Genomic DNA, 23065 nt, shown 5'->3' on the forward strand with positions numbered 1-23065 from the left:
TAACTCAGTAACCTCGAGCCGCACAACGCGGCCCGTCCAAGGAGTAGCATATGAACGTATCGCAAGCACTCGAATACGAGCGCCAGCCGTTTATCCCCATGTTTATCTACGGCGACCACGGCGCCATGGAGTCCGAGCGCCAGAAGGGCGAGGAGGCCCTCAAGGTGCTCGAGACCGAGTACTTTACCGCCGAGGGCGACCCCGGCTTCGACTTTGCCACCGTGCGCGACCTGGCCGACCGCAACCGCGACCTGTGCGACCAGATTGGCGAGGCGCGTCTGCGCAACGTGACGCCCGCGACGCTCTCGCGCGGCCTGTCCGATGCCGACACCTGCGCCGCCATCGGCAAGATGCAAAAGCGCACCGCCGCGTCCGTTATGCGCGAAATCCGCGGCGACCGCGACGCGCTCGGCGTGGCCTACGCCCGCAAGCCCATCCAGGGCACCGTGCTCGGTATCGACATCGAGACCACCGGCCGTGCACCCGAGCGCGGCTATATCATCAACGTGGGCTGGGAGATCATGGAGCTCACCAGCGACGCCGTCCCGCATGACGCCGAGGCACACTACTGCGGCCTGCCCGACATCTACCGCGGCGAGGATGTGCCGTTGTCGAATATCCACCACATCACCTGGGACGACATCGACGGCAAAAAGCCGTTCCGCGAGAACAAAGAGCTGCAAAAGCAGCTGCTCAAGCTTATGAAGAAGTACCCGTACATGGCACACAACGCCGCCTTTGAGGACAGCTGGTTCAAGATCCACCTGGACGGCTACGCCGAGGCACGCCGCGCCGGCAAGATCATCGTCATCGACTCGCGCCAGATCTGCCGCAGCCTGGACGCCGACGTGCGCTCGCTCCCCCGCGAGTCCGCCCCAGCCGCGCTCGAGAACTGGGCGCGCCGCCGTGGAACCCTCGCCGCCGACGCCAACGAGCAGCACCTGGGCTTGGACGACACCGACCTCATGCTCCGCACCGTCCAAGCCGAGTTCAACCTCAAGAACCTATTCGCGAAATAACCGATCCATCTGCGGGAGCGCCTGCCAGGCACAGCGCAATCCGTCTGGGCACACCGGCACGCAGTAAACTAGGGCGCAGCCTTATGGCTGCACCCTAGTTTTCATCAAAACGAGCAAATACGCGTGCTTCACATAGTCGGCAGGTTGGCCCACCTACATTTTTCGAGTTGTTCGGCCAGCTGAACCACTAGTCAAGGCCCCTTGAACCGCAATCGAGCGCTATAGTCGCCCCAATTTCGCAACCAAGCCCTATAAATCTACCTGAATCAATTCGAATAGGACGTTGCGATCGCACCATTCGTATAGGATAAGGCCGAATAACTCAAATTATGTTGGTGAGGCATCTGAGCGGTCGGCAAAAACGCTTAGAAGCTACGAATCCGCAACTAAAGTTCACCAAAATGGGGCAGCCGACAGAAACCTCCCCAGCCGAAGCTGCCCCCCCCTCAATACGACAGCTCAAAAACCCACCGTTCGCAGAAGATAAGCCGCGCCCCAATACCGTTGCCCGAAGTTTCGAGCGTATATGGCGTCCGCTATGCCATCATGCGCGTATGGGAATCGTTCTGTCACATACCACGGCACGCGCTGTATACCAAACAGTCAACTCGCTCGCAAGCCACGCGACCGATCCCATATCTATGGAAAAGATCAAGGTGTCTGCGCCGACCACGTCCAACCTGGAAGCGGCGCGAGCATGGCTCAACAGAAAGAATGTCGATTCTGAAAGCATCCATGTGCTGACGTTTTCCAATAATGCCAAAAGGCACCGCAAGGGCTGCATCTGCCACTGCACGCGCTATACGTTTGATGCAGAAAGCTACCTAGAACTCGAGCCGAACGTCTACATCGTCGATATCAAGCTGTGCGCGTTAGAAGCAGCAGCCGACCTCAACCTTTCGGAGCTCGTTGAGTATTACTTTGAAATCTGCGGCTCCTACGCGCTTGGAACGTCCGACGAAACTCAATATCGCGAGCGCCCAGCCCTAACCAGCGTTGAAGAGCTCAGAGCCTTCTTTTCAGAGGCATCGGGGTATCGTGGATCTAATAAAGCACTTAAGGCACTTTCTTATGTACGCGAAGGCTGTCGCTCCCCACTCGAAACGGCGTTTGTCATGATGCTGACAATGCCCAAGTCAATGGGTGGCTTAGCCATACGCGCTATCAAAACGGACTATCCGATCCCAGTCCCCAAAAGATACGCCGCCCTAACGCGACGGACGGTTTTCTACCTCGACGCGCTGCTCGAAAATTCGATGACCGATATCGAATACAACGGCTTTTACCACGACGAGCCCGAACAGCAATCAATTGACGAGGAACGCCGAAACACGCTGCGAAACATGGGATATGCCGTTATCACAGTTAGTCGTCATTCGTTTTTCAAGCAGTCCGCTTTTAGGCGGGTCATGGAAGCGATTCGCATTCGCGAGAAGATATGGCCCGGTCGACTCCCGGATAACTTCGCCATCCTGCAAGAAACTCTTCGTCAATTTGTCTTGCGGCGCTACTTCGAATACGGTCGCCGCGTCCTGGAGACACTCAAAGAAGAAGAGGCCGCCAAGCGCGAAATTGCAAGCCAATATCCGCAAGCTGATGACCCGAGCATCAACGATGTGCCAGAACCCGACGACATGCAACACGTCGGGGCCCTTGCTGAGGAAATCAATGGGCCTTGGGAATGCGACATGTTCGCAAAAATCGATGAAAACCGCACGGAAGACGACACGATTATTGATCTAATTGAGAATTCGCTCTTCTAAAGGCGATCTCTGCGGATGTCCACCTACATTTTTCGACTTATTCGGCCACCGATGTGCCAGATTGGCTGCAGCAATGCTCAATATAACTTTAGATAAAACTGATTCTGCAGGAACTCCCGTAGAGGAAGAACTGATTCTCGCGGTATTTAACACGATAAAGTACAAATATGAACAGTTCTAATGCTTCTCAAGGTGGCTTTCTTAGCATGCTGGCCGAACATCTCGAAATATGTTGGCGAGCATTGCGTCGATGTCTCCCAACCCGCAGAAAATCGCAGAGGCGGCAAACAGTCATCGAAATTAACGTAAATTGTATTGACATATGAACATGCGCTCATATAATCGGAAGTAAGTTATATGAGCGCATGTTCATATGAAAGGATGTTGCAATGAGCAGCCACGCTGATGAAACAAAGACTGGCATCGAGGCCACCGAGCCGATCGTCCCCACCACCTGCTCGCCCGAGGACCTTCCCGACGAGGAGCTGTTGTACGACCTGGCCGACCTGTTCAAGGTCTTCAGCGACACCACACGCATCAAGATCCTCTATGCCCTCATGGGCCGCGAGCTCTGCGTGGCTGACATCGCCGAAGCGACCGCAACCTCGCAGTCGGCAGTATCGCACCAGCTGCGCACGCTTAAGCAGTCGCACCTGGTCAAGTTCCGCCGCGACGGCCGCAACATTCTCTACTCGCTCGCCGACGATCACGTCTACACCATGCTTAACCAGGGCATGAGCCATATCTGCGAATAGCAATCAACCACGGTATCAGCGCGGCCGGCACCCAGACCGCTAACACAGGGAAAGGAACCCACCATGAAAAAGCAGTTCAAGCTCGACGAGATCGATTGCGCCAACTGCGCGCGCGAGCTTCAGGACGAACTTGCCAAGCTCGAGGGCGTCAAGTCCGTTTCGGTCAACTTTATGACCCAGAAGCTGACGCTCGAGGCCGACGACGCCAAGTTCGACGAGGTCCTGGACCGCGTCGTTGAGTTCACCGCCGACGCCGAGCCGGACTGCGAGATCATTCTCTAACCCGCGCATACGTTGACCTGCGAGGCCGCGCTTGCCGCGGCCTTTGCTCGCGAAATTATATGAGCGAGTGTTCATAAACTCAAATGAGAGGTTTGAATCATGACAGCCGCCGATCCCAAAAAGAAAAAGAAGAAGCGCAAGAAGAAAGAGTCCCTTGAGCATAAGCGCAACCGCATCCTGGTAGCACTGGGCATTTTTGCCGTTGTTTATGCCCTCGACGAGCTCGGCGCCCTCACTATCGCATTTGGGGAGCCCGGCAACATCTACGCCAGCTTTGTGCTGTTCCTCGTGCCGTTTTTGATTGCCGGCTACGACGTACTGCAAAAGGCATTCAATAACATCCGCCGCGGCAAGGCCTTCGACGAGAGCTTCCTCATGGCCGTCGCGACCATCGGCGCGTTTGCCATGGTGCTCTTCCCCGACACCGACCCGCACATGGCCGAAGGCGCCGCTGTCATGCTGTTCTACCAGGTCGGCGAGTTGTTCCAGGCATACGCCGTGGGCAAGAGCCGCAAGTCGATCAGTGCCATGATGGACATCGCGCCCGACTACGCTAACGTCGAGCAAGCCGACGGCGCACTCGAACAGGTCTTTCCCGATGACATCGCCGTCGGCACCGTGATCGTGGTCAAGCCCGGCGAGCGCGTGCCTATCGACGGCGTCATCGTCGAGGGCGAAACCCAGCTCGACACCGCCGCACTCACGGGCGAGTCGGTCCCCCGCCCGGCCAAGACCGGCGACGATATCATCAGCGGTTGCATCAACATGACGGGCCTCATCCACGTGCGCACCACCAAGCCCTTTGGCGAGTCAACCGTCGCGCGTGTTCTGGAGCTCGTGGAGAATGCCAGCGAAAAGAAGGCGCGCACCGAGAACTTCATCACGCGCTTTGCCCGCGTCTACACCCCCGCCGTCACTGGCGCTGCCGCGGTGCTCGCGCTTGGCGGCGGCCTGGTGACTGGCGCTTGGTCCGATTGGATCCTGCGCGGCCTGACCTTCCTGGTCGTCAGCTGCCCGTGCGCCCTCGTGATCAGCGTACCGTTGAGTTTCTTTGGCGGCATCGGCGGCGCGTCCAAGCTGGGCGTTCTCATCAAGGGCTCCAACTACCTCGAGACGCTCGCCGACGTGGACACCATCGTCTTCGACAAAACGGGCACCCTCACCAACGGCACGTTCTCAGTCGTCGCGGTGCACCCCGAGGCTGGCTATACCGAGCAGTCGCTGCTCGAAGTCGCAGCCCTTGCTGAGTCGTTCTCCGATCACCCCATCGCGCAGTCCGTGCGCGACGCCTACCAGGGCGAGGTCGACCCCAAGCGCGTGAGCGACTCCGCCAACGACGCGGGCCACGGCGTGACGGCAACCATCGACGGCAAGCACGTCGTCGTTGGCAACGCCAAAATGCTCGCCGCGGCCGGCGTTGAAGCACCGGACTGTGAGGTTGTCGGCACGATCCTCCACGTGCTCGTTGACGGCGTGTACGCCGGCCACATCGTGATTGCAGACACCGTTAAGGCCGATGCGGAGCAAACGATTCGCGACCTGCATGCCGCCGGTATCAACCGCACCGTCATGCTCACGGGCGACCGCGAGGAGGTTGCAGCGTCTGTGGCCAAGCAACTCGGTCTCGACGAGTTCCACGCGCAGCTCCTGCCGGGCGACAAGGTCGAGCGCGTTGAGGCGCTACTCGCGGCCGAAAGTGGCAAGGGCAAGCTCGCCTTTGTCGGCGACGGTATCAACGACGCTCCTGTGCTTACGCGCGCCGATGTGGGCATTGCCATGGGCGCCATGGGCTCCGACGCCGCGATCGAGGCCGCCGACGTGGTGCTGATGGACGACAAGCCGTCCAACATTTCCCGCGCGATCCGCGTGGCGCGCAAGACCATGTCGATTGTTTGGCAGAACATAATCTTTGCGCTGGGCATTAAGCTGCTGATCCTTGTGCTGGCAGCGCTGGGTATCGCCAATATGTGGCTTGCCGTCTTTGGCGACGTAGGCGTGGCGATCATCGCTATCCTGAACGCCATGCGCGCGATGGGTGTCAAGAACCTGTAGCGCCTGTGGTCCCTCCGGCCGGGACCGGGCTTGGTTTTGAAAACGTCCTCGACCAATGAAGCGCCCCCGTTCTGCTCCTTCGGAGCTACGAACGGGGGCGCTTCTGGTCTGCGGAGTGTTTTCAAAAACCAAGCCCGGTCCCGGCCTGCGGTAACGTTGCTGGCGGTTCTTGGGCATCGCTTGCTGGCGGGGTTCCTTGTCTGAGTTGGACTTGGTTGGCGGGGCTACTGGTCCCGGTCGCTGTCCCGTCCCAGCATCGCCCTCAGCTTCTCAAAGCTTTCCTCGCTCAGGCAGTGCTCCATGTGGCAGCCCTCTTGCGACGCGACCTCAGCCGAAACACCCGCATCCTCCAGCAGCCCCACGAAAAAGCAGTGGCGCTCCCACATTTGACGGGCAACCTCAAGACCGCGTTCCGTCAGATGCACGTCGCGTTTGCCCATCTCCACGTAGCCGGTGCTCTCCAAGGCCGCCATGGCTTTAGAGACGCTTGCTTTGGTTACGCCCAAGTATTCGGCAACGTCGATCGAGCGCACGATGCCCTGACGTTCCGATAGAACGTAGATCGATTCGAGATAGTCTTCTCCGGATTCACGCAGGGCCATGGGCCGCCTTTCGCGATGGCTTCTAGTTAGCCTTTGGATACTTTTGCTTGATTTACTTTACCGCAAAAGTTGCCCATGTCTTACTACTTTGCCTAAAAGTTAGCCGTGTTTCACAAAACGTGCGGGACGAAAACAAAATGGGGACGCCCCGCAAGGAGTGTCCCCAGGCGCCGGGTGCCGGCCCGCAGTTACATCAGCCCAAAGTGCTTGGCGGCGTTGTAGATGCCGTCGTCATCCACGGCGGTCGTCACATAGGTCGCTGCAGCTTTCACGGTCTCCTGCGCGTTGCCCATGGCCACACTTGTGCCCACGGCCGAGAACATCGACAGGTCGTTCTCGCCGTCGCCAAAGGCAATCGCCTCGCTCGCGTCGACACCCAGGCGTTCCAGCGTCGCCGCGACACCCAGGTCCTTACCGCCGTTGGCAGGGATAATGTCGCAGAACAAATCACACCAGCGCGTAGTGAGAGAATGCGACACCGCGTCGGTCACGATATGTTCGTCGGCAGGGTCCACAAAGGCGCAGAACTGGTAGACCGGCGCATCGAAGGCATGCTCAAACGGTTCCTCGTGGTAGACAATCCCCGCGTTGCTGCCGGCCGTCACCACGCGCTCGGACAGGCGGTTCACAAACGAGTTCTCGCCCTGCATACACAGCGAGTCATAGCGCCCCTGCGCCACCTGGTCCACAATCGCCGCGACGTCGTCCGAATCGATCGGGCAGCTGCGGTAAACGCCCTTGGCATCAAAACAGTGCTGACCCGAAAGCGTGATGTACGCATCCCAACCAAGATCGAACAGCCAATCGGGCATCTGATAGGTCGGGCGACCCGTGGCGATCACGCACGCAATCCCCTGCTCATGAAAGCTGTCGAGCACCTGCTGCGCCGACGCCGGAATCCGATGGGTCTTAAAGCTCAGCAACGTGCCGTCGATATCGAAAAACGCGGCCTTGATCATCCTCGCCTACTCCTCGCCCTCGAGCTTTTCGCTCGCCTCGAGCCACGCCATCTCCAGCTCGTCCATGGCGGCATGGGCCTCGTCGATCTTTGCCTGCTGTTCGCCCAGCGCCGTGTAGTTGGTGGGATCGACCTGGGCCATGGCGGCCTCGGCCTCCTCCACGCGGGCGCGCTGCGTCTCCATCTTGCGCTCGAGCGAGCTCACCTCGCGGCGGAGCTTCTGGCGCTCGGCATTGGAAAGTCCGTTGGGCTGGCCGCTCGACTTGGGCTTTTCGGCTGCAACCGCTGCGGCGCCGGTGTCGAACGTGCCGGTCTTGGCGCTCGGCGCGCCCACGGGCTCGCCCTCGGCAGTAGCGTTGCACAGGCGCAGGTACTGGTCGACGCCGCCGGGCATATGCGTCAGATGACCGTCAAGCAGCGCCCACTGCTGGTCGGTCACGCGCTCCATCAAGAAGCGGTCGTGCGTCACCAGGATCAGCGTGCCCGGCCAGCCGTCGAGCAGGTCCTCGACAATCGCCAGCATGTCGGTATCCAAGTCGTTGCCGGGCTCGTCCAGGATAAGCACGTTGGGCTCGTCCAGGATCGTCAGCAGCAGCGACAGGCGACGGCGCTGGCCGCCCGAAAGATCGCCGATGCGGCTCCAGAGCTGCTGCGTCGTAAAGCCCAGGCGCTCGCAGAGCTTCTCGGGCGAGGTCTCCTTGCCGTCGATGACATAATACTTCTTATAGTTGCTCAGAACCTCGCGGATCGTGTCACCCATGTAGGGCTCGAGCTCCTCGAGCTGCTGCGACAGCACGCCAAAGCGCACCGTCTGGCCGATCTTCACGCGGCCGCGCAGGGGCGCGATCTTGCCCTGAATCACGTCGAGCAAGGTCGACTTGCCGGCGCCGTTCTCACCCAGCAGACCATAGCGGTCGCCCGCGCCGATAAGCCAGGTCACATCGGAGAGCACCTGCTTGGGCGCGCCGTCGGTATCGGCATAGCCGGCGTCCACGTCGATCACGTCGATGACCTGTTTGCCCAGGCGACTCACGGCGAGGCGCTTGAGCTCCAGCTCGTCGCGCACGGGCGGCACGTCGGCGATCAGCTCGCGGGCGGCTTCCACGCGAAACTTGGGCTTAGTGGAACGGGCCTGGGCGCCACGGCTCAGCCATGCAAGCTCCTTGCGCGCCATGTTGCGACGGCGCTCCTCGGTAACCGCGGCCATGCGGTCGCGCTCCACGCGCTGAAGGATATATGCGGAGTAACCGCCCTCGAAGGGGTCGACCTGGCCGTCGTGGACCTCCCACATGCTAGTGCAGACCTCGTCCAAGAACCAGCGATCGTGCGTGACCACGAGCATGGCGCCCTGGCCGCGCTGCCAGCGAGCCTTAAGATGGCGTGCAAGCCAGTTGATGGTACGCATGTCCAGGTGGTTGGTGGGCTCGTCGAGCATGAGCACGTCGTAGTCACCGATCAGCAGGCGCGCGAGGTCCACACGACGGCGCTGGCCGCCCGAAAGCTCGCCCACCATGCCCTCCCAGGGCACATCGCTAATAAGGCCAGCGAGGATCTGACGTGTACGCGGGCTCGAGGCCCACTCGTACTCAGGCGTGTCACCGACGACAGCATGATGCACGGTGTCGGTATCGACCAGGTTGTCCTTTTGGCCGAGCAGGCCGATCGTGGTGCCGCGGCGATGCGTCACGCGGCCGTCGTCGGGCTCCAGCGTGCCGGCGAGTACACTCAGCAGCGTCGACTTGCCGTCGCCGTTTTTGCCGACAATACCAATACGGTCGCCCTCGCCCACGCCGAGCGTTACGCTATTAAAAATATGCTTGGTGGGAAACTCTAGGCTGACGGAATCGCATCCCAAAAGAATCGCCATATGCCCTGCTCCTTCGTAGAAATTCAACGTTGTCCATGATAGCAGCGAGCCCCACCCCAAAACCTACCAAAAAGGGACAGGTTTATTTTGGCAGGTTTTATCTGGGCAAACGTCAGGGCGCTCCGAGCACGCTCCATGGTAAAACGTTAACCTGCCAAAATAAACCTGTCCCTTTTTGGCAGGTCGAAGGACGTGAACAACGCAAAAAGGCGGGCCATCTCGTAAAAGAGATGACCCGCCTCTCCAATCAGTCCCGCGGCAACCGTGGCCGCCGCGGGCCTCAAGCATGTCCCGGACTAGGAGAACATGCCGGTGAGGTAATCATTCAGCCGCTTATCCTTGGGCCGTTGGAAAATCTCGTCGGTCTCGTCGTACTCGACCATATCGCCCATGTAGAAAAACGCCGTGCGGTTGGACACGCGCGACGCCTGCTCCATGTTGTGCGTCACGATGACGATGGCGCGGTCGGCCACGATCGACGACATGAGGTCCTCGATCGCCAGCGTCGAGATGGGGTCGAGCGCCGAGCAGGGCTCGTCAAACAGGATTACGTCGGGGTTGAGCGCCAGCGTGCGCGCAATGCACAGACGCTGCTGCTGACCGCCCGAAAGCGCGTAGGCGCTCTTGTCGAGCTTGTCTTTGACCTCGTCCCACAGCGCGGCACCGCGCAGACTTTCCTCGACCATGCGGTCGAGCTCGTCACGGTCGGTGATGCCGTGGCGCTTGGGCGCAAAGGTGATGTTGTCGCGAATGGACTTGCGGAAGGGGTTTGGCTGCTGGAACACCATGCCGATGGAGCGACGCAGCTCGTACGTGTTCTCGGTCTTGGTGTTCACGTTGCGCCCGCGGTAGTTGATCTCGCCCTCCACGCGACAGCGGCGAATCTCGCGATTCATCAGGTTGAGGCTACGCAAGAAGGTCGACTTGCCGCAGCCCGAAGGCCCGATGAGCGCCGTGATCTCACCCTTGTGGAAGTCGAGCGACGTATTGTGCAGCGCATGGTGGTCGCCATAGTACACGTTGACGTCCTTGGCGGAGAGCACGACCTCGTCGCTCACGGCCTTGCCGCTCACGCGCACGCGCCTCTCGCTCTCCCCCACGCTCGACAGAAAGTCCTGGGTCTCGGACGTGGCCGCATCGGTTGCGGGCGTCGCATTCATCTCGCTCATTCGGCCGTCATCCTCCTTGCCAGTTGCTTGCCCACGATACGGGCGACTACGTTAAACAGCAGCACGCAAATCATCAGCAGTGCCGCGGTGCCCCAGACGATCTGCTGGGCCTCGGGGCTGCCCTCGCCATAGATCTTGTAGATGTGCACGGCCAGCGACTCGCCGGGACGGAACACGTTCCAGGCGCAGGTGGGGCTCGACAGGTTAAAGCTCAAGAAGTTGAGGCGGACCGGCGAGCTCATGCCCGAGGTAAAGAGCAGCGCCGCGGCCTCGCCAAACACGCGGCCGGCCGAAAGCACGATGCCGGTCACGATGGCGGGCATGGCCTCGGGAATCAGGATGTGCAGTGTGGCCTCCCAGCGAGTGAGGCCCATGGCCAGGCACGCATCGCGCTGGGCCTGCGGCACGTCCTCGAGCGCCTGCTGAATCACGCGCACCAGGATGGGGATGTTGAACATGGTGAGCGCGACGGCGCCGGAGATGATGGAGTACTTCCAGCCCAGCTGCACCGAGAACACCAGAAAGCCGAACATGCCGACGACGATGGAGGGCAGCGAAGACAACGTCTCGATGGCGGTCGAGGCGATGTCGCGAATGGGACCGTCGGGCGCGTATTCAACTAGGAAGACCGCGCCGCCCAGGCTGATGGGCACCGAGATGATCAGGGTAATCAGCAGCAGATAGAACGAGTCGAACAGCTGGTAGAGCACGCCGCCCTGCGTTCCGTTGGCGCGTGCGGGCTGCGCGAGAAAGCCCGGCTGGAACAGCGTCGAGATACCCTCGAACAGGATGTAGGCCACCATGGAGACGACGATAAGCATGACGATGGCGACAATCGCCGTCAGCACGCCCGTGGCGATACGGTCTTGCCTTTGGACACGCCCGAGTCTCGCCTCGTCGATATGGATGCGCGTGCTAGCCACGAGCCTTCGCCCCCTTGCGGCCAATGAGATGGATGATCAGGATAAAGATGAGGCTCATGCCCATCAGCAGCAGGCCGAGCGCCCACAGGATGTCGTCCTGGGCCGAGCCCTCGGCATAGACCGCCATGGACGTGGTGAGCGTGGTGGTGATGGTAGACGCCGGCGACAGCAGCGACGTCGGCATGGCCTCGATGCCGCCAATGACCATGCGCACGGCGAGCGTCTCGCCAAAGGCGCGGGTCATGCCAAGGATGACTGCGGTCATGAGCGACGGCATGGCGGACTTGAGCACCACGTGCCAGATGGTCTGCCAGCGGGTGTAGCCCAGCGCGAGCGAGCCCTGACGGTAGCTGTCGGGCACAGCGCGCAGGCCATCGACCGAAAGCGTGGTCATCGTCGGCAGAATCATGACCGCCAGTACGATGGCGCCGGGCAAGATGCCCAGACCCGTGCTTACGTGGAAAACGCTCTTCATAAGACCGACGACCACGTGAAAGCCAATCAGGCCAAAGACGACCGAGGGAATGCCGGTCAAAAGCTCAATAAGCGGCTGAAAGACCTTGGAGCCAAACTTAGGCTGGATCTCGACCGCAAAGATGGCAGAGCCGATGGCGATGGGCAGCGCGATGAGCGTGGAGAGCACCATGACCGCAAACGAGGTGACGATCAGGGGCAGGGCGCCGGTGTAGGGCAGGCCGTTTTCGGCTGTGTTGGCCAGATCCCACTTGGTGCCGGCGAAGAACTCTACGACCGAGACGCCGTCCTTGAGAAAAGCCGAGAGGCCCTTTTGGGCGACCATAAAGATGAGCGCGGCAACGACAAGCGTCACGAGCGCTACGCACGCGCCCGTGACGCCCAGGCCCACGTTCTCAAGGTCGCGCTTTGGCAGCTGTTTTGCCATTGCAAACCTTTCCGGGGCGATTACTTATTTAGCGGATACCTTGCCGCTGGCGTCCTTGACGACCTTCATGGCAGAGACTGGGATAAAGCCCTGCTCCTCGACGAGCTTGCCCTGGACGTCGTCGGAAAGCATGAACTCCAGGAAGGCCGTGGTGGCCTCGTCGGCGTCCTTGGAGCAGTACATGTGCTCGGTCGCCCAGATCTTAAAGGAGTCGTCGGTAACGTTTGCGCTCTTGGGCTCGACGCCCTCGACCTTGATGGCGTTGAACTTGGAGTCGTCGAAGTGCGAGAAGTCGAGGTAGGAGATGGCATTGTCGGTGCTGCCCATCTGAGTCTGGACGTCGCCGGACTTGTCGAGCTCGGCGTCGCCCTTAAAGTCGACGGCCTCGTCGCCAAAGACGGCGGCCTCGAAGGTGGCGCGGGTGCCGGAGCCTGCCTTGCGGTTGAGGACGACGATCTTGGCGTCGTCACCGCCGACCTCCTTCCAGTTGGTGATCTGGCCGGAGAAGATGCCCTTGAGCTGCTCGAGGGACAGATCATCGACCTTGACGTTCTTGGAGACGACAGGGCCCATGCCCACGACGGCGACCTCGTGATCGACGAGGCTCTTGACCTGATCGGCCTCGAGCTTGGTCTCGGCGAAGACGTCGGAGTTACCGATAGTAACGGTGCCGGCGGCAACAGCGGTCAGGCCCTTGCCCGAACCGTTGCCCGAACCGGAGACGGAGACGTCGGGATTGGCATCCATAAACTTCTCGGCAGCAGCCTCGACGAGAGCCTGGAACGAGGAGGCGCCGTCGTAGGTCACCTCGCCGGAGACGGACTCGGCAGCAGCGGCGCTGCCCTCAGCAGCGGTGTTGGCGGCGTTGGAGCCGCCGCAACCAACGAGACCGAGACCGACGATACTGGCAAGACCACCAGCGAGGCCGAGGAACTGACGACGAGAATAAGCCTGATCGAGCATGATCTTCCTTTCATACAAGCGACTCGCGGGCACCCTGCCCGCTTTGCTGTTTGGAAAGATACGGTCTCGATCGGGCAGCGCCCGCGTCAGCTGCGCTTTATTACGGGCATCTGATAGACCCTTACCGCAAGCGCGGCTCGGCTTTACAAACGAATAACAAACCCGCCACCAAGCATGACCCGCCTTTTACACCAATAAAAACAAAGTTGCGGTGAAATAGTTCCTGCTTGGCCATCAAATGGCCCATTCTAGGAACTATTCCACCGCAACTTAAAAAGCCCGGACGAAAGGCGTGCTAAGTTGTTAAAACGCCGCAGCCTTAAAGCTCAAGCTCGTTCAAACGTAAGATCGCCACGATATAAATCTTGAGCGCCTGCTTGAGCTGTTCCTCGTTGGCGCACTCGTTGGGACCGTGCATCTGGCCGCCCCACTCGGGCAGCTCCAGACCGGTCTCCTCGGGGCCAAACGAGACGGCGCGGGCAAAGTTGCGCGCGTACGTGCCGCCGCCCATGGCAAAGGGCTCAGCATGCTTGCCCGTAAACTCGTTATAGGTATCAATAAGCGCCTTCACGGCCGGATCGTCGGCAGAGACCGAGAACGGCACCTTCGCACGACCCACACGGCACGTCACGCCAAAACGGCCCACGAGCGGATCGAGCTGCTCGCGGATGGTATCGGCACTCGTGCTGTCGGGGAAGCGCACGTCGATGACCTGCTCAATATGGCCATCCGCCACGCGGATGACGCCAGCGTTGCAGGTAAGCGGGCCAAACGCCGGACTCGTCGCATCGATACCCAGGCCGCGACCATAGGCGTCCGCATGCACAAAGGCCAGGAACTTGACGAACTCGTGCTCGGCAGGCGTCAGCAGGCGCTCGTCGCGTGCACCAAACGCGTCCTCGGCCTCGCGCAGATACGCCACGATCAGCCCGACGGCGTTGATCGTTCCCTCTGGCATCGAGGCATGACCGCCAATGCCGTGGGCGAAAATCTGCGCATGCCCGTTATCGAGCGCCGTGATCTCCAGGCGGTCGCCGTTCTCGACCGGCGCCGGCAGCTCATCGGCGGCAATCGCAAGCTCGCAGATAGACTGCGACGGAATGGCGTTGCTCGCCTCGGCACCGCTCCAGGACACAATGCGCCCGCCGTCGATCTTGGAGCTCACAAATGTCGCCCCAAACTGGCCCTTCTCGGCATTACAGACCGGGAACTCGGCATCGGGCGTAAACAGAAAGTCGGGGTTCGCGTGGTTCTCCAGATAATGGTGAACGTCGGACATGCCCACTTCCTCATCGCAGCCCAGCAGTGCGCGGAAGGTGTAGCGCGGAACAATGCCGTGCTTGAGCAGATAGGCGCCGGCGTAGAGCGACAGCACCGCCGGACCCTTGTCGTCGATAACGCCGCGGCCGAGCAGCCAGCCCTCGCGACGCTCCATCGCAAACGGGTCGGTGTTCCAGCCCGGGCCGGCGGGCACCACGTCCACGTGGCAGATGGTCGCGAGCTGCTTGTCGCCGCGGCCAGGAATATCGGCAATGCCCACATAGCCCTCGTCGTCGCTCGTCTGATAGCCGAGCTTCTGCGCGATGCCGAGCGCACAGTCGAGCGCGTCACGGACCGGGCGGCCAAACGGCGCGCCGGGCTCTGCATCGGCAGAAACTGCCACGGACGGATAGCTCACCAGCTGCTCGATATCGGCGACGACATCTTCCCAGACCTCGTCGACATACTCAGCGACGCTCTGCTCCACCTGATTCATAGACTGCCTCCTTACCAATGAGCGGCAAGCGTACCCGCCCCTCACATTTAGTTCCTAGATAGAGAAAAGTTTAGCAAGCTCGGCCACCGAGTGCACCACTGCATCGGCACCCGCCGCCTCATGCTCACCCGGCGCCGCCGCGCCCGAATAGATGCCGATGCACGGCACGCCCATCGCGTGCGCACCCTCGACGTCGTTAAAGCGATCGCCGATCATCACGGCATCGTCCGCCGTCGCGCCGAGCGCCGCCAGGGCATCGCGAACCGAATCGGCCTTGGTCTCGCGCCCCTGCGGCGGATTCATGCCAACCACGGCTTCGAACTGAGAAAGACCAAGCTCATGCACCATGTCGATGCATTTGGCCTCCATGCGTGACGTCGCCACGGCCATACGCTTGCCCCGGGCGGCCAACTCATCCAGCAGCTCGGGAATCCCATCGAACACGGGGTACTCCTCCGGTCCCAGCTCATCAAAAAAGGCGCGGTACTCGTCGGCCACCACAAGCGACTCCTCGCGGGAAAAGCCGTAAAAGTCGTGAAAGCTCTTCCACAGGGGCGGCCCGATCATGCGGCGCAGATCACCCATCTGCGTCTCCGAAAACCCGCGCGCAGCCAGCGTCTTGCGCGTCGAGGTCATCACTGCCCGACCCGTATCGGCCACCGTGCCGTCAAAATCGAACAGCACAACCGGCCGCTCGCAAAGTTGCAATGCCGCCATCGGCACCCTTCTTCCCCAGTTGATGATTTCCACACCACCGCTTCAAACTGTTGACTATTCAACAATTGAACCTAGCAATGTAGAGCAACTCCACTATACTTGTCGCACCTTGCTTTCAGAAGGCGGCGCTGCCGCGCCCCAACGAAAGGTGCAATTATGTCTTTTGCCATCATAACCGACTCCACGTCGGACATCTCCCCCGCCCGCGCCCAAGAGCTCGGCATTTACGTGATTCCGCTGCATGTGATTATCGAGGGCGAGGACCTGCTCGACCAGGTGCAGATTACCGCCGAGGAGTACGTCGCCCGCATGGCCGGCTCCGAGCAGCTGCCGCACACCTCGCAGCCGAGCGCCGGCGAGTTCAAGGCACTCTTCGACCGCGTACGCGCCGACGGCCACGATAGCGCGATCTTTATCTCGCTATGCAGCGAGTGGTCCGCCTGCTATGCCAACGCATGCCTGACGGCCGAAACCCACGAGCTCGACGTGCGCTGCATCGATTCGCGCACCGGCTCGGGCGCCGAGGGCCTGCTGGTGGAGTACGCGCTGGCCATGCGCGAGGACGGCCGCAGCCTGGACGAGACCGAGGCACAGATCCGCGCGACCCTGCCCGCCGCCCACCTGTTGCTGATTCCGCGCACGCTCGAGAACCTCGTTAAGAACGGCCGCGCGCCCAAGCTCGCCGGCCAGTTGACGCAGATGCTCAACATTCGCCTGGCCGTTTCGCCGGAGTGGAAATCGGGCGAGATCAAGGCCGTCAAAAAGGGCCGCGGCGCCAAGCGCATCGTTGCCAACACCATGACCGATTGCCTCGCATTTTTGGCCGAGCATCCGGGCTCCAGCGTGCGCGTACTCACGACCGGCGCCGCTGAGGAGCAAAAGCTCGTCAGCCAAGCGCTCGCAGGCCGGGACTACGTGGACGCCGGCACCGGCCCCATCGGCTGCACCATCGCCACCCATGTAGGCGTCGACGCCATCGCCATCAGCTACTGCCCTCGTTACCAGCCCATCCACTAGGGGCACCTTTACCACTTGCGGTGGAATAGGAACTGTTTTTGGCTTATCAGCCGCAAATCAATCCCTATTCCACCGCAACTTAGAAATCGGCGATCAGCCCAGCGGACCCTGAAACAGTTCCTGATGAGTGCCCATTCTCACCAGCCTAATCACTGGGTTAGTCTTATGGGGAAGATAAAGAACGACCACATCGACCAAGCCATCGGATAGGTGGAAATCGATGTGGCCGTTGTAGTTTCCGCCCGGGTTTGAGAGCTCGTGGGCGCCATACTCCGCCGGAAGTGACCCATGAGCCACAAGCTCTGCAACCGCCGCTTTAAACTCACTTTTTAGCTGCGGATGCATGCGCATCGTTCGTTTGTAGTCCACCTTAAATTGAGCCTCGACTTTAATCTCGAACATCGCTATTCCTCATCGAGGAATGACATAAGCTCATCAGCGTTATTGAATGACAGGCTATCGTCCGGCAAAATCCCCAGCTCATGAGCCTCGGCGATCACCATGGCGCGCCTCGTCACCTCGTTGGGCACCTCCGCCCTTCCTACAATCTCAAAAGGAATCTTTCGCTGATTTACCAGCTGCCGAACAGCAAGATTGAGATAGGAATTGAGGCTGAGGCCGACCGAATCCAAGAACTCAGTCGCCTGCTCCTTGAGCCCCTCTTCGATTCGAACCGTCGTAGGCTTAACTGTTGCTGTAGACATTTGCGACCTCCTCGCCCTCGTCTTTTACACCAGTATACCCAATACGCATGGCAATCTGATGTTAGATAACATCAGATTGCCATGCGTATTCATGTCGCGTGGGCACGATTGATCTACATCAGCCCGCTGAGCGCAATGTCAACGGCCTCGTTGAGGTCGTCGGTAATGTGTACCAGATCCGGATCGAGCGGGCTAATCATACCGGTGCTCATCACCGGGCCGTTGAGCCAGTCGAACAGGCCCTGCCAGTACTCGCTGCCCACCAACACGAGCGGCATGCGCTTGACCTTGTGCGTTTGCACCAGCGTGAGAACCTCGAACATCTCGTCGAGCGTGCCAAAGCCGCCGGGAAATACGATGGCGCCCGAGCTGTACTTAACGAACATGGTTTTGCGCACAAAGAAGTAGCGGAAGTCCATGCCGAGGTTCACGTATTTGTTGAGCCCGTGCTCGTGCGGCAATTCAATGCCTAGGCCAACTGACTTGCCGTTGACACTCGCCGCTCCCCTGTTGGCCGCTTCCATGATGCCAGGGCCGCCACCGGTGATGACCGCCACGCCACGTTGCGCGATCTTGCGCCCGACGGTGCGCGCCGCCTTGTAGAGCGGATCGGTCTTGGGCGTGCGGGCGCTACCGAAGATAGTCACCGCAGGTCCAAGCTCGGCAAGTGCGCCAAAGCCATCGACAAACTCTGCCTGAATTCGCAGCACGCGCCAGGGGTCGGCGTGCAGCCAGTCAGTCGACTCCTCGGGCGCCAGCAGGTTGGCGTAGGTGTTGTCCTTAGGAATCATGGGGCCGCGCATGACCACGGGGCCGCGGCGGTACGTCTCGTCGTAGGCAGGCTCGCCCTCGACGTTCTCATTCTTAATCATGGGTACTCCTATCGAGAAAAAGAAAAACGGGCGAGGTCGACGCCATGCGTCAAACACCCGCCCGAACATCAACTATTCGGTATGGTACCCACGATGCATCAAGCACTTACAAGCTATCGGCCAGCGGTCGCGCAGCCGGTGTCAGCGAATGTGACGACCGGCTGGCGCTCGACCATTGCCGTTGCCCACGCTCTGCAAGCGTGTCTGTCGCCCTTAGTAATCCACCGCGGCAGGACTATTCATCCAATCGCTCACGAATGCGCCGTAGCGGCCCTCGATAATGGCCTGGCGGGCACGCTGCATAAGGTTGAGCAGGTAGTAGATATTGTGCATCGAAAGCAAAATGCCGCCGAGCATCTCCTTCTGCGTGACCATGTGGCGAATGAGCGCGCGGCTGTAGCCGCCCGTGCACACCGGGCAGGTGCAGGTGGGGTCGATGGGGCCGTCGTCGTGCGCAAAGCGCGCGTTACGGAAGTTAAGGCGACCTTCACTGGAGAACGCCGTACCCATGCGACCGGTGCGCGTCGGCAGCACACAGTCGAACATGTCGATGCCCACGCCCACGCCGCGTACGAGCGTGGTGGGGTTGCCGACACCCATCAGGTAGCGCGGCTTATGCTTGGGCATGTACTCACTCACGAGCGGCGCCAGGGTCTCGAACATGGTCTCGTGATCCTCGCCCACCGAATAGCCACCGATACCATAGCCCGGGAAGTCGCCGCACTCCTCCAGATGGCGCAGCGAACGCAGGCGCAGATCCAGGTGCATGCCGCCCTGAACGATGCCAAAGAGCGCCTGGTCATCGCGGGTATGCGCCTTATAGCAGCGCTCGGCCCACATGCTCGACAGCTCAACGGCGCGCTCAACGTAGGCGCGCGTGGCGGGATAGCCCGGGCACTGGTCGAGCTGCATGCAGATATCGGAGCCGAGTTTCATGGCGATTTCCATGTTGTCCTCGGGCGTCCAAAACACGTGGCGGCCGTCGTAATCGTTGACGATAAAGCGCACGCCCTCATCGGTGAGCTTGACGGCATCGTTGTGGCTGAAGACCTGGAAACCGCCCGAGTCGGTGAGGATGGGGCCGTGCCAGTTCATGAACTTGTGCAGGCCGCCCAGCTCGGCGATGGTATCCTCGCCGGGACGCATGGACAGATGATAGGTATTGGCGAGCACGATCTGGGCGCCGAGCTTCTTGACAGTCTCGGTAGGAATGCCCTTGACGTTTGCCTTGGTGCCCACGGGCATAAAGATCGGCGTCTCGATGTCGCCGTGCGGGGTGTGCAGCACGCCGGCGCGCGCGTGCGTCGTCGGATCCTCGGCAATCAGGTCGAATTTAAAAAGGTTCTGGTCCATAAACTGGAACTCCTTGGTTGCGGTTCATACGCAGACCATTATACGAGCAACCATCGAACCGCACCGACTCGACAGAAACTGGTGCATTAAATGACTACCCATGAGAGGCCTTCTACCAACAACACAAATGCCGATGTTATGGCACCGACAGCGAAAACCCGCCAGGGCGAGCAAGGTACCTTCAAGCAAAATGGCGCCGCAGGTTGAGCATAAGTCAGCGAGCGAGCCGCATTTGAGACAAGGTGACGTGAAACGAAAGGGCGCTGACCTTTCGGTCGCGCCCTTGAAGTTGAACGTCAGATTGTCCAAATGCGGCCCGCGCAGCGTCGGCCCGTTACGGCGTTTGGCAAAACGCCGTAACCCCTACGGCCGCTGGCCCATGCCGCCCTCGAGGGTGACAGTCTCGCCGTTCATATACTTAAAGTCGGGGCCGCAAAGCTGAACGACCACGCGGCCGATCTCCTTCTCGACGTCGCCGTAGTGGCCCGCCGGCGGCATGTGGACGTTGGCCTTGAACGCCTCGGGATAGGCATCCTGGAAGTTCTCGAGCGCAGCAGTCCAGGCAAGCGGGCAAACGATGTTGACGTTGATGCCGTCCTTGCCCCACTCGTTGGCGGCGACGCGAGTCAGGCCGCGGATGCCCTCCTTGGCGGCAGCATAGCTGCACTGGCCATAGTTGCCAAACAGGCCGGCGCCCGAAGCAAAGTTGACCACGGAACCCTTGGTCTCCTTCAGGTGCGGATAGGCCTTCTGCATGTACAGGTAGGTGGCATACAAGCCGGAGTAAATGGCCAGGTTGAACTGGTCCATAGTGTGGTCGGCAATGGTCACGCCCGAGGCGCTGGCCTGAGCGTTGTTAACGACGGCGTCGATGCGACCGAACTCCTCAATCGCCTTGTCGATAACGTTCTGCACGACGGCCTCGTTGTCCTGGCCGGCGGAGACATCGGCCTGAACAGGAAGAACCTTGACGCCGTACTCAGCCTCGAGAGACTCCTTGGCGGCCTCGAGCTTGGCGACGTTGCGGCCGGTGATGACGAGGTTCGCGCCCTCCTTGGCAAAGGCGATATCGATGCCGTAGCCGATGGAGCCAGCGGAGCCGTCCTTGAGCGTGGCCTTGCCGCCGCCGGTGACGATCACGGTCTTACCAGTGAAAAGTCCCATACAAAGTCCTTTCAAATCGCGACGGGCCCGCCCGTCGACTGCGCGCATCCAACTTCACGCGCCAAAAGCTGAAATGCAACTTTAGCGGGTTCAAGTGAATAGAAAAGGCCTCGGTAGGCGAACGGCATAACGTCTTTCGGCGAAGGGATTGTCAAGTACAAACTGGATAAAGTGGCCGAATTTTTGCTATCGACACGAGTCATCGAACACGTTTTGAAACTTTGCTGCGGGGCGCGGGATGTCGGCGCGAGACTTTATCATAGGGTGACAAACAACGATGAGGAGCACATGCCTATGACAGACGAGCTGGACCCCCAGACTCAACAGCATATTGATGATTCCGCAGACGTCACTGCAGATGCCGACGCTGTGACCTGCGATGATATTGACCTCGACGGCCCATTCTTGGACGAAAGCGCTACGGCGGAAACCCCTGGCGCCGAAGATGCAGACGAGCAAAACGACGATGCGCCCGCTCAGGACGACCGCCCCGTACAGGATGCTGCTCCGCAAGCTGCGGGCCCTATCGAGGTTTCTTCGGAAGAAGAGCTCGACGCCGTCATGGACTCCATGATGGATGCCGTCAAAGCGATGAAAGACGCCGTGGCCGACGCTGACGTTGACGCCGAGGAAGAGGAGGCCGCCGAGGCAGCCTCGACCTTCGTACCCGGCGAGACTCCGGTTGCCGACCAGGGCAGCACCATGCCCTCGTTTCTGCAGCTCGAGCATCCCACGATTGGCACCGATGCGGTCGACCCGCACGCAGCAGGCTTTTCTGTGATCGAAGGCGGTACCGGCAATATCGCCGTGCCGCAGACTGCCGATGCGGACGCTGCCGACACCGCTCGCCCGACCGCCCCGCACTCCTCCGCCGCGAGCCGCGATCTGGGGACCGCTGTCTCGAACACTGCGAACGCCGTGGGCACCTTTATCGCCCAGGGTGCCTCGGCCATGCGCGAGATGAACGCCGCGAAAAAGGCACTTGCCGATGCCCGCGCCCACCTGGCCGAACTTGAGCAGCGCATTGCCGATCAGGCCGAGGAACTCGAGACGCGCCAGGATATCGCAGGCCGCTACGATCAGATCGTCGCCGACCAGCGCCAGGCGATTGCCACGGCCCAAAAGACTGCAGCGGCCGCCGAGATTGATCGTGATGCCCACGCCTCCAAAGCGACAGAGCTCAAGGGTCAGCTCGAACAAATGAAGACAGAGGATGACGCGACTGAGCTCCGTCTGAAGGCCGCGCTCGACGCCGTGGAGGCCCGCGAGGCGAGCTCACGCGAGACCGGCAACCGCCTCGTTCGACGTCTTGAGGATTCCAAGCGCATCCGCGACAAGGTGAAGGCAGAGCGAGACGCCGGCATTGCCGCCGCACAACAAACCGTCGACGCCACGCGCGCCCAGCTCGAGACGCTGCGTCATGAGTATGCCGAGCTGCAACGCAATCCCTCGGCAAATCCCGCCAACTATACGGTGCGCACCAGCGAGCTCTCGATGCAGATTTCCGACACGGCAGATGCCCTGCGTAAAGCCGAAGAAGATGTCCCGCGCATCACCGCCGACCTTGAGCACTCGCTTGCCGCAGCCGAGCAGGCCGTCGAGCAGGCTCAAGCCCCTATCGCCGACGCAAAACGCGCGCACCAAGCCGTGACGACCGAAGCCGATGCCGCGCGCGACGAGCTGCAGACGGCGAAGACCGCCGCCGCGACTCGTCAGCGCGAACTGCGCGAGAAGATCGCCGCGGAGGACAAGGCACGCCGCGAGCAGGAGCAGACCATCGCCAACGCCCAAGCAGATGCCGCACATGCACAGTCGATCATCGAACAGGCGACCGAGGTGCACGACCACCCAGAAATCACTGAGTCGCTTGCAGGATCCTTGGCCCGAGACAAAGCCGAACACGCCGAGACCGAGCAAGAAGTCGACCAGCTCGAGGCCGCCGAAGACGACGTACGAGAGCGCACCCGCGACTCACGCATCAAATTCACCGGCGCCATCGTCTGCATCGTCGCCGCAATCCTGGTGATCATCCTAGTCTGGCTGTTCGCAAGCAAGTAGTCATTGGGGACGTTCTTAAACGACTAGTCAAACAAGAACGTCCCCAACGACTAGCCCAATGACGAGAGTGGATAATCTCCCACTTTGAGCCCCCAAGCAGGCCAAAAACGGGAGATTATCCACTCTCATTCTGCAGGCACTCATTTAAGTACGTCCCCAATGAGTACCTG

General features: G+C 60.6%; 21 protein-coding genes. 7 read left to right on the forward strand and 14 right to left on the reverse strand.

Annotation, left to right across the window (positions count from 1 at the left end; translation table 11 throughout):
• Positions 1 to 50 precede the first annotated feature (50 nt).
• The 5 genes from CHY22_RS01985 (at position 51) to CHY22_RS02005 (ending at position 5871) form a co-directional block, all read left to right on the forward strand.
• Positions 51 to 1019 (forward strand): DNA polymerase III subunit epsilon, encoded by a 969-nt coding sequence (locus tag CHY22_RS01985; protein ID WP_089572078.1) that lies wholly within the window; start codon positions 51 to 53, stop codon positions 1017 to 1019.
• A 641-nt stretch (positions 1020 to 1660) separates the two neighbouring features.
• Complete coding sequence (locus CHY22_RS01990; protein ID WP_117817598.1) at positions 1661 to 2782, forward strand: hypothetical protein; 1122 nt, start codon at positions 1661 to 1663, stop codon at positions 2780 to 2782.
• Positions 2783 to 3171: 389 nt separating this feature from the next.
• Positions 3172 to 3537 carry a metalloregulator ArsR/SmtB family transcription factor gene (locus CHY22_RS01995; RefSeq protein WP_055252065.1) on the forward strand — a complete coding sequence of 122 codons (366 nt, stop codon included), beginning with the start codon at positions 3172 to 3174 and terminating at the stop codon, positions 3535 to 3537.
• Between the two features lie 63 nt (positions 3538 to 3600).
• On the forward strand, positions 3601 to 3819 hold the full coding sequence (locus tag CHY22_RS02000) for a heavy metal-associated domain-containing protein (protein WP_089572082.1): 219 nt from the start codon (positions 3601 to 3603) through the stop codon (positions 3817 to 3819).
• A gap of 99 nt (positions 3820 to 3918) precedes the next feature.
• The gene (locus CHY22_RS02005; RefSeq protein WP_199408729.1) at positions 3919 to 5871 is read left to right on the forward strand and encodes a heavy metal translocating P-type ATPase; all 1953 of its coding nucleotides are present in this window, start codon (positions 3919 to 3921) and stop codon (positions 5869 to 5871) included.
• 224 nt (positions 5872 to 6095) lie between these two features.
• On the opposite strand, the gene CHY22_RS02010 is transcribed toward CHY22_RS02005, so the two are convergent.
• The 9 genes from CHY22_RS02010 to CHY22_RS02050 form a co-directional block, all read right to left on the reverse strand.
• Complete coding sequence (locus CHY22_RS02010; RefSeq protein ID WP_089572084.1) at positions 6096 to 6473, reverse strand: metal-dependent transcriptional regulator; 378 nt, start codon at positions 6471 to 6473, stop codon at positions 6096 to 6098.
• A 188-nt stretch (positions 6474 to 6661) separates the two neighbouring features.
• Positions 6662 to 7432 carry a Cof-type HAD-IIB family hydrolase gene (locus CHY22_RS02015; protein WP_089572086.1) on the reverse strand — a complete coding sequence of 257 codons (771 nt, stop codon included), beginning with the start codon at positions 7430 to 7432 and terminating at the stop codon, positions 6662 to 6664.
• A gap of 6 nt (positions 7433 to 7438) precedes the next feature.
• On the reverse strand, positions 7439 to 9298 hold the full coding sequence (locus tag CHY22_RS02020) for an ABC-F family ATP-binding cassette domain-containing protein (RefSeq protein ID WP_089572088.1): 1860 nt from the start codon (positions 9296 to 9298) through the stop codon (positions 7439 to 7441).
• Between the two features lie 296 nt (positions 9299 to 9594).
• Positions 9595 to 10467: a phosphate ABC transporter ATP-binding protein PstB gene (gene pstB, locus CHY22_RS02025; protein ID WP_089572089.1), complete on the reverse strand. Its 873-nt coding sequence runs from the start codon at positions 10465 to 10467 to the stop codon at positions 9595 to 9597.
• A complete protein-coding gene (gene pstA, locus CHY22_RS02030) occupies positions 10464 to 11390 on the reverse strand; it encodes a phosphate ABC transporter permease PstA (protein ID WP_199408730.1) in 927 nt (308 codons plus the stop codon). The genes pstB and pstA overlap by 4 nt, the downstream gene beginning before the upstream one ends.
• Positions 11383 to 12291 (reverse strand): phosphate ABC transporter permease subunit PstC, encoded by a 909-nt coding sequence (gene pstC, locus CHY22_RS02035; protein ID WP_089572093.1) that lies wholly within the window; start codon positions 12289 to 12291, stop codon positions 11383 to 11385. The genes pstA and pstC overlap by 8 nt, the downstream gene beginning before the upstream one ends.
• A 24-nt stretch (positions 12292 to 12315) precedes the next feature.
• Complete coding sequence (locus tag CHY22_RS02040) at positions 12316 to 13254, reverse strand: phosphate ABC transporter substrate-binding protein (RefSeq protein WP_089572095.1); 939 nt, start codon at positions 13252 to 13254, stop codon at positions 12316 to 12318.
• A 319-nt stretch (positions 13255 to 13573) separates the two neighbouring features.
• Complete coding sequence (locus CHY22_RS02045; protein ID WP_089572097.1) at positions 13574 to 15010, reverse strand: M20 family metallopeptidase; 1437 nt, start codon at positions 15008 to 15010, stop codon at positions 13574 to 13576.
• 54 nt (positions 15011 to 15064) lie between these two features.
• Positions 15065 to 15727 (reverse strand): HAD hydrolase-like protein, encoded by a 663-nt coding sequence (locus CHY22_RS02050; protein ID WP_089572099.1) that lies wholly within the window; start codon positions 15725 to 15727, stop codon positions 15065 to 15067.
• A 156-nt stretch (positions 15728 to 15883) separates the two neighbouring features.
• Between CHY22_RS02050 and CHY22_RS02055 the strand changes: the two genes are divergently transcribed.
• Positions 15884 to 16744, forward strand: coding sequence for a DegV family protein (locus CHY22_RS02055; RefSeq protein WP_089572101.1), 861 nt, complete (start codon positions 15884 to 15886; stop codon positions 16742 to 16744).
• Between the two features lie 93 nt (positions 16745 to 16837).
• Here the strand turns inward: CHY22_RS02055 and CHY22_RS02060 are convergent, their stop codons facing one another.
• The 5 genes from CHY22_RS02060 to CHY22_RS02080 all read right to left on the reverse strand — a co-directional run bounded on the left by CHY22_RS02060 (position 16838) and on the right by CHY22_RS02080 (position 20837).
• Positions 16838 to 17146 (reverse strand): type II toxin-antitoxin system YafQ family toxin, encoded by a 309-nt coding sequence (locus tag CHY22_RS02060; protein WP_055250871.1) that lies wholly within the window; start codon positions 17144 to 17146, stop codon positions 16838 to 16840.
• 2 nt (positions 17147 to 17148) lie between these two features.
• Positions 17149 to 17448, reverse strand: a complete 300-nt coding sequence (locus CHY22_RS02065) for a type II toxin-antitoxin system RelB/DinJ family antitoxin (protein ID WP_055250873.1) — start codon at positions 17446 to 17448, stop codon at positions 17149 to 17151.
• Positions 17449 to 17561: 113 nt separating this feature from the next.
• Positions 17562 to 18320 (reverse strand): TIGR00730 family Rossman fold protein, encoded by a 759-nt coding sequence (locus tag CHY22_RS02070; RefSeq protein ID WP_089572102.1) that lies wholly within the window; start codon positions 18318 to 18320, stop codon positions 17562 to 17564.
• 213 nt (positions 18321 to 18533) lie between these two features.
• Positions 18534 to 19673 (reverse strand): tRNA guanosine(34) transglycosylase Tgt, encoded by a 1140-nt coding sequence (tgt, locus tag CHY22_RS02075; RefSeq protein ID WP_055250876.1) that lies wholly within the window; start codon positions 19671 to 19673, stop codon positions 18534 to 18536.
• A gap of 363 nt (positions 19674 to 20036) precedes the next feature.
• Positions 20037 to 20837 carry an SDR family oxidoreductase gene (locus CHY22_RS02080; protein ID WP_006235414.1) on the reverse strand — a complete coding sequence of 267 codons (801 nt, stop codon included), beginning with the start codon at positions 20835 to 20837 and terminating at the stop codon, positions 20037 to 20039.
• A gap of 294 nt (positions 20838 to 21131) precedes the next feature.
• On the opposite strand from CHY22_RS02080, the gene CHY22_RS02085 reads away from it, so the two are divergent.
• Positions 21132 to 22895, forward strand: a complete 1764-nt coding sequence (locus tag CHY22_RS02085) for a hypothetical protein (RefSeq protein WP_089572104.1) — start codon at positions 21132 to 21134, stop codon at positions 22893 to 22895.
• Positions 22896 to 23065: the final 170 nt, after the last annotated feature.

Origin of the sequence: Collinsella sp. TF06-26 (genome assembly GCF_002232035.1) — a bacterium.
GTDB lineage: Bacteria > Actinomycetota > Coriobacteriia > Coriobacteriales > Coriobacteriaceae > Collinsella.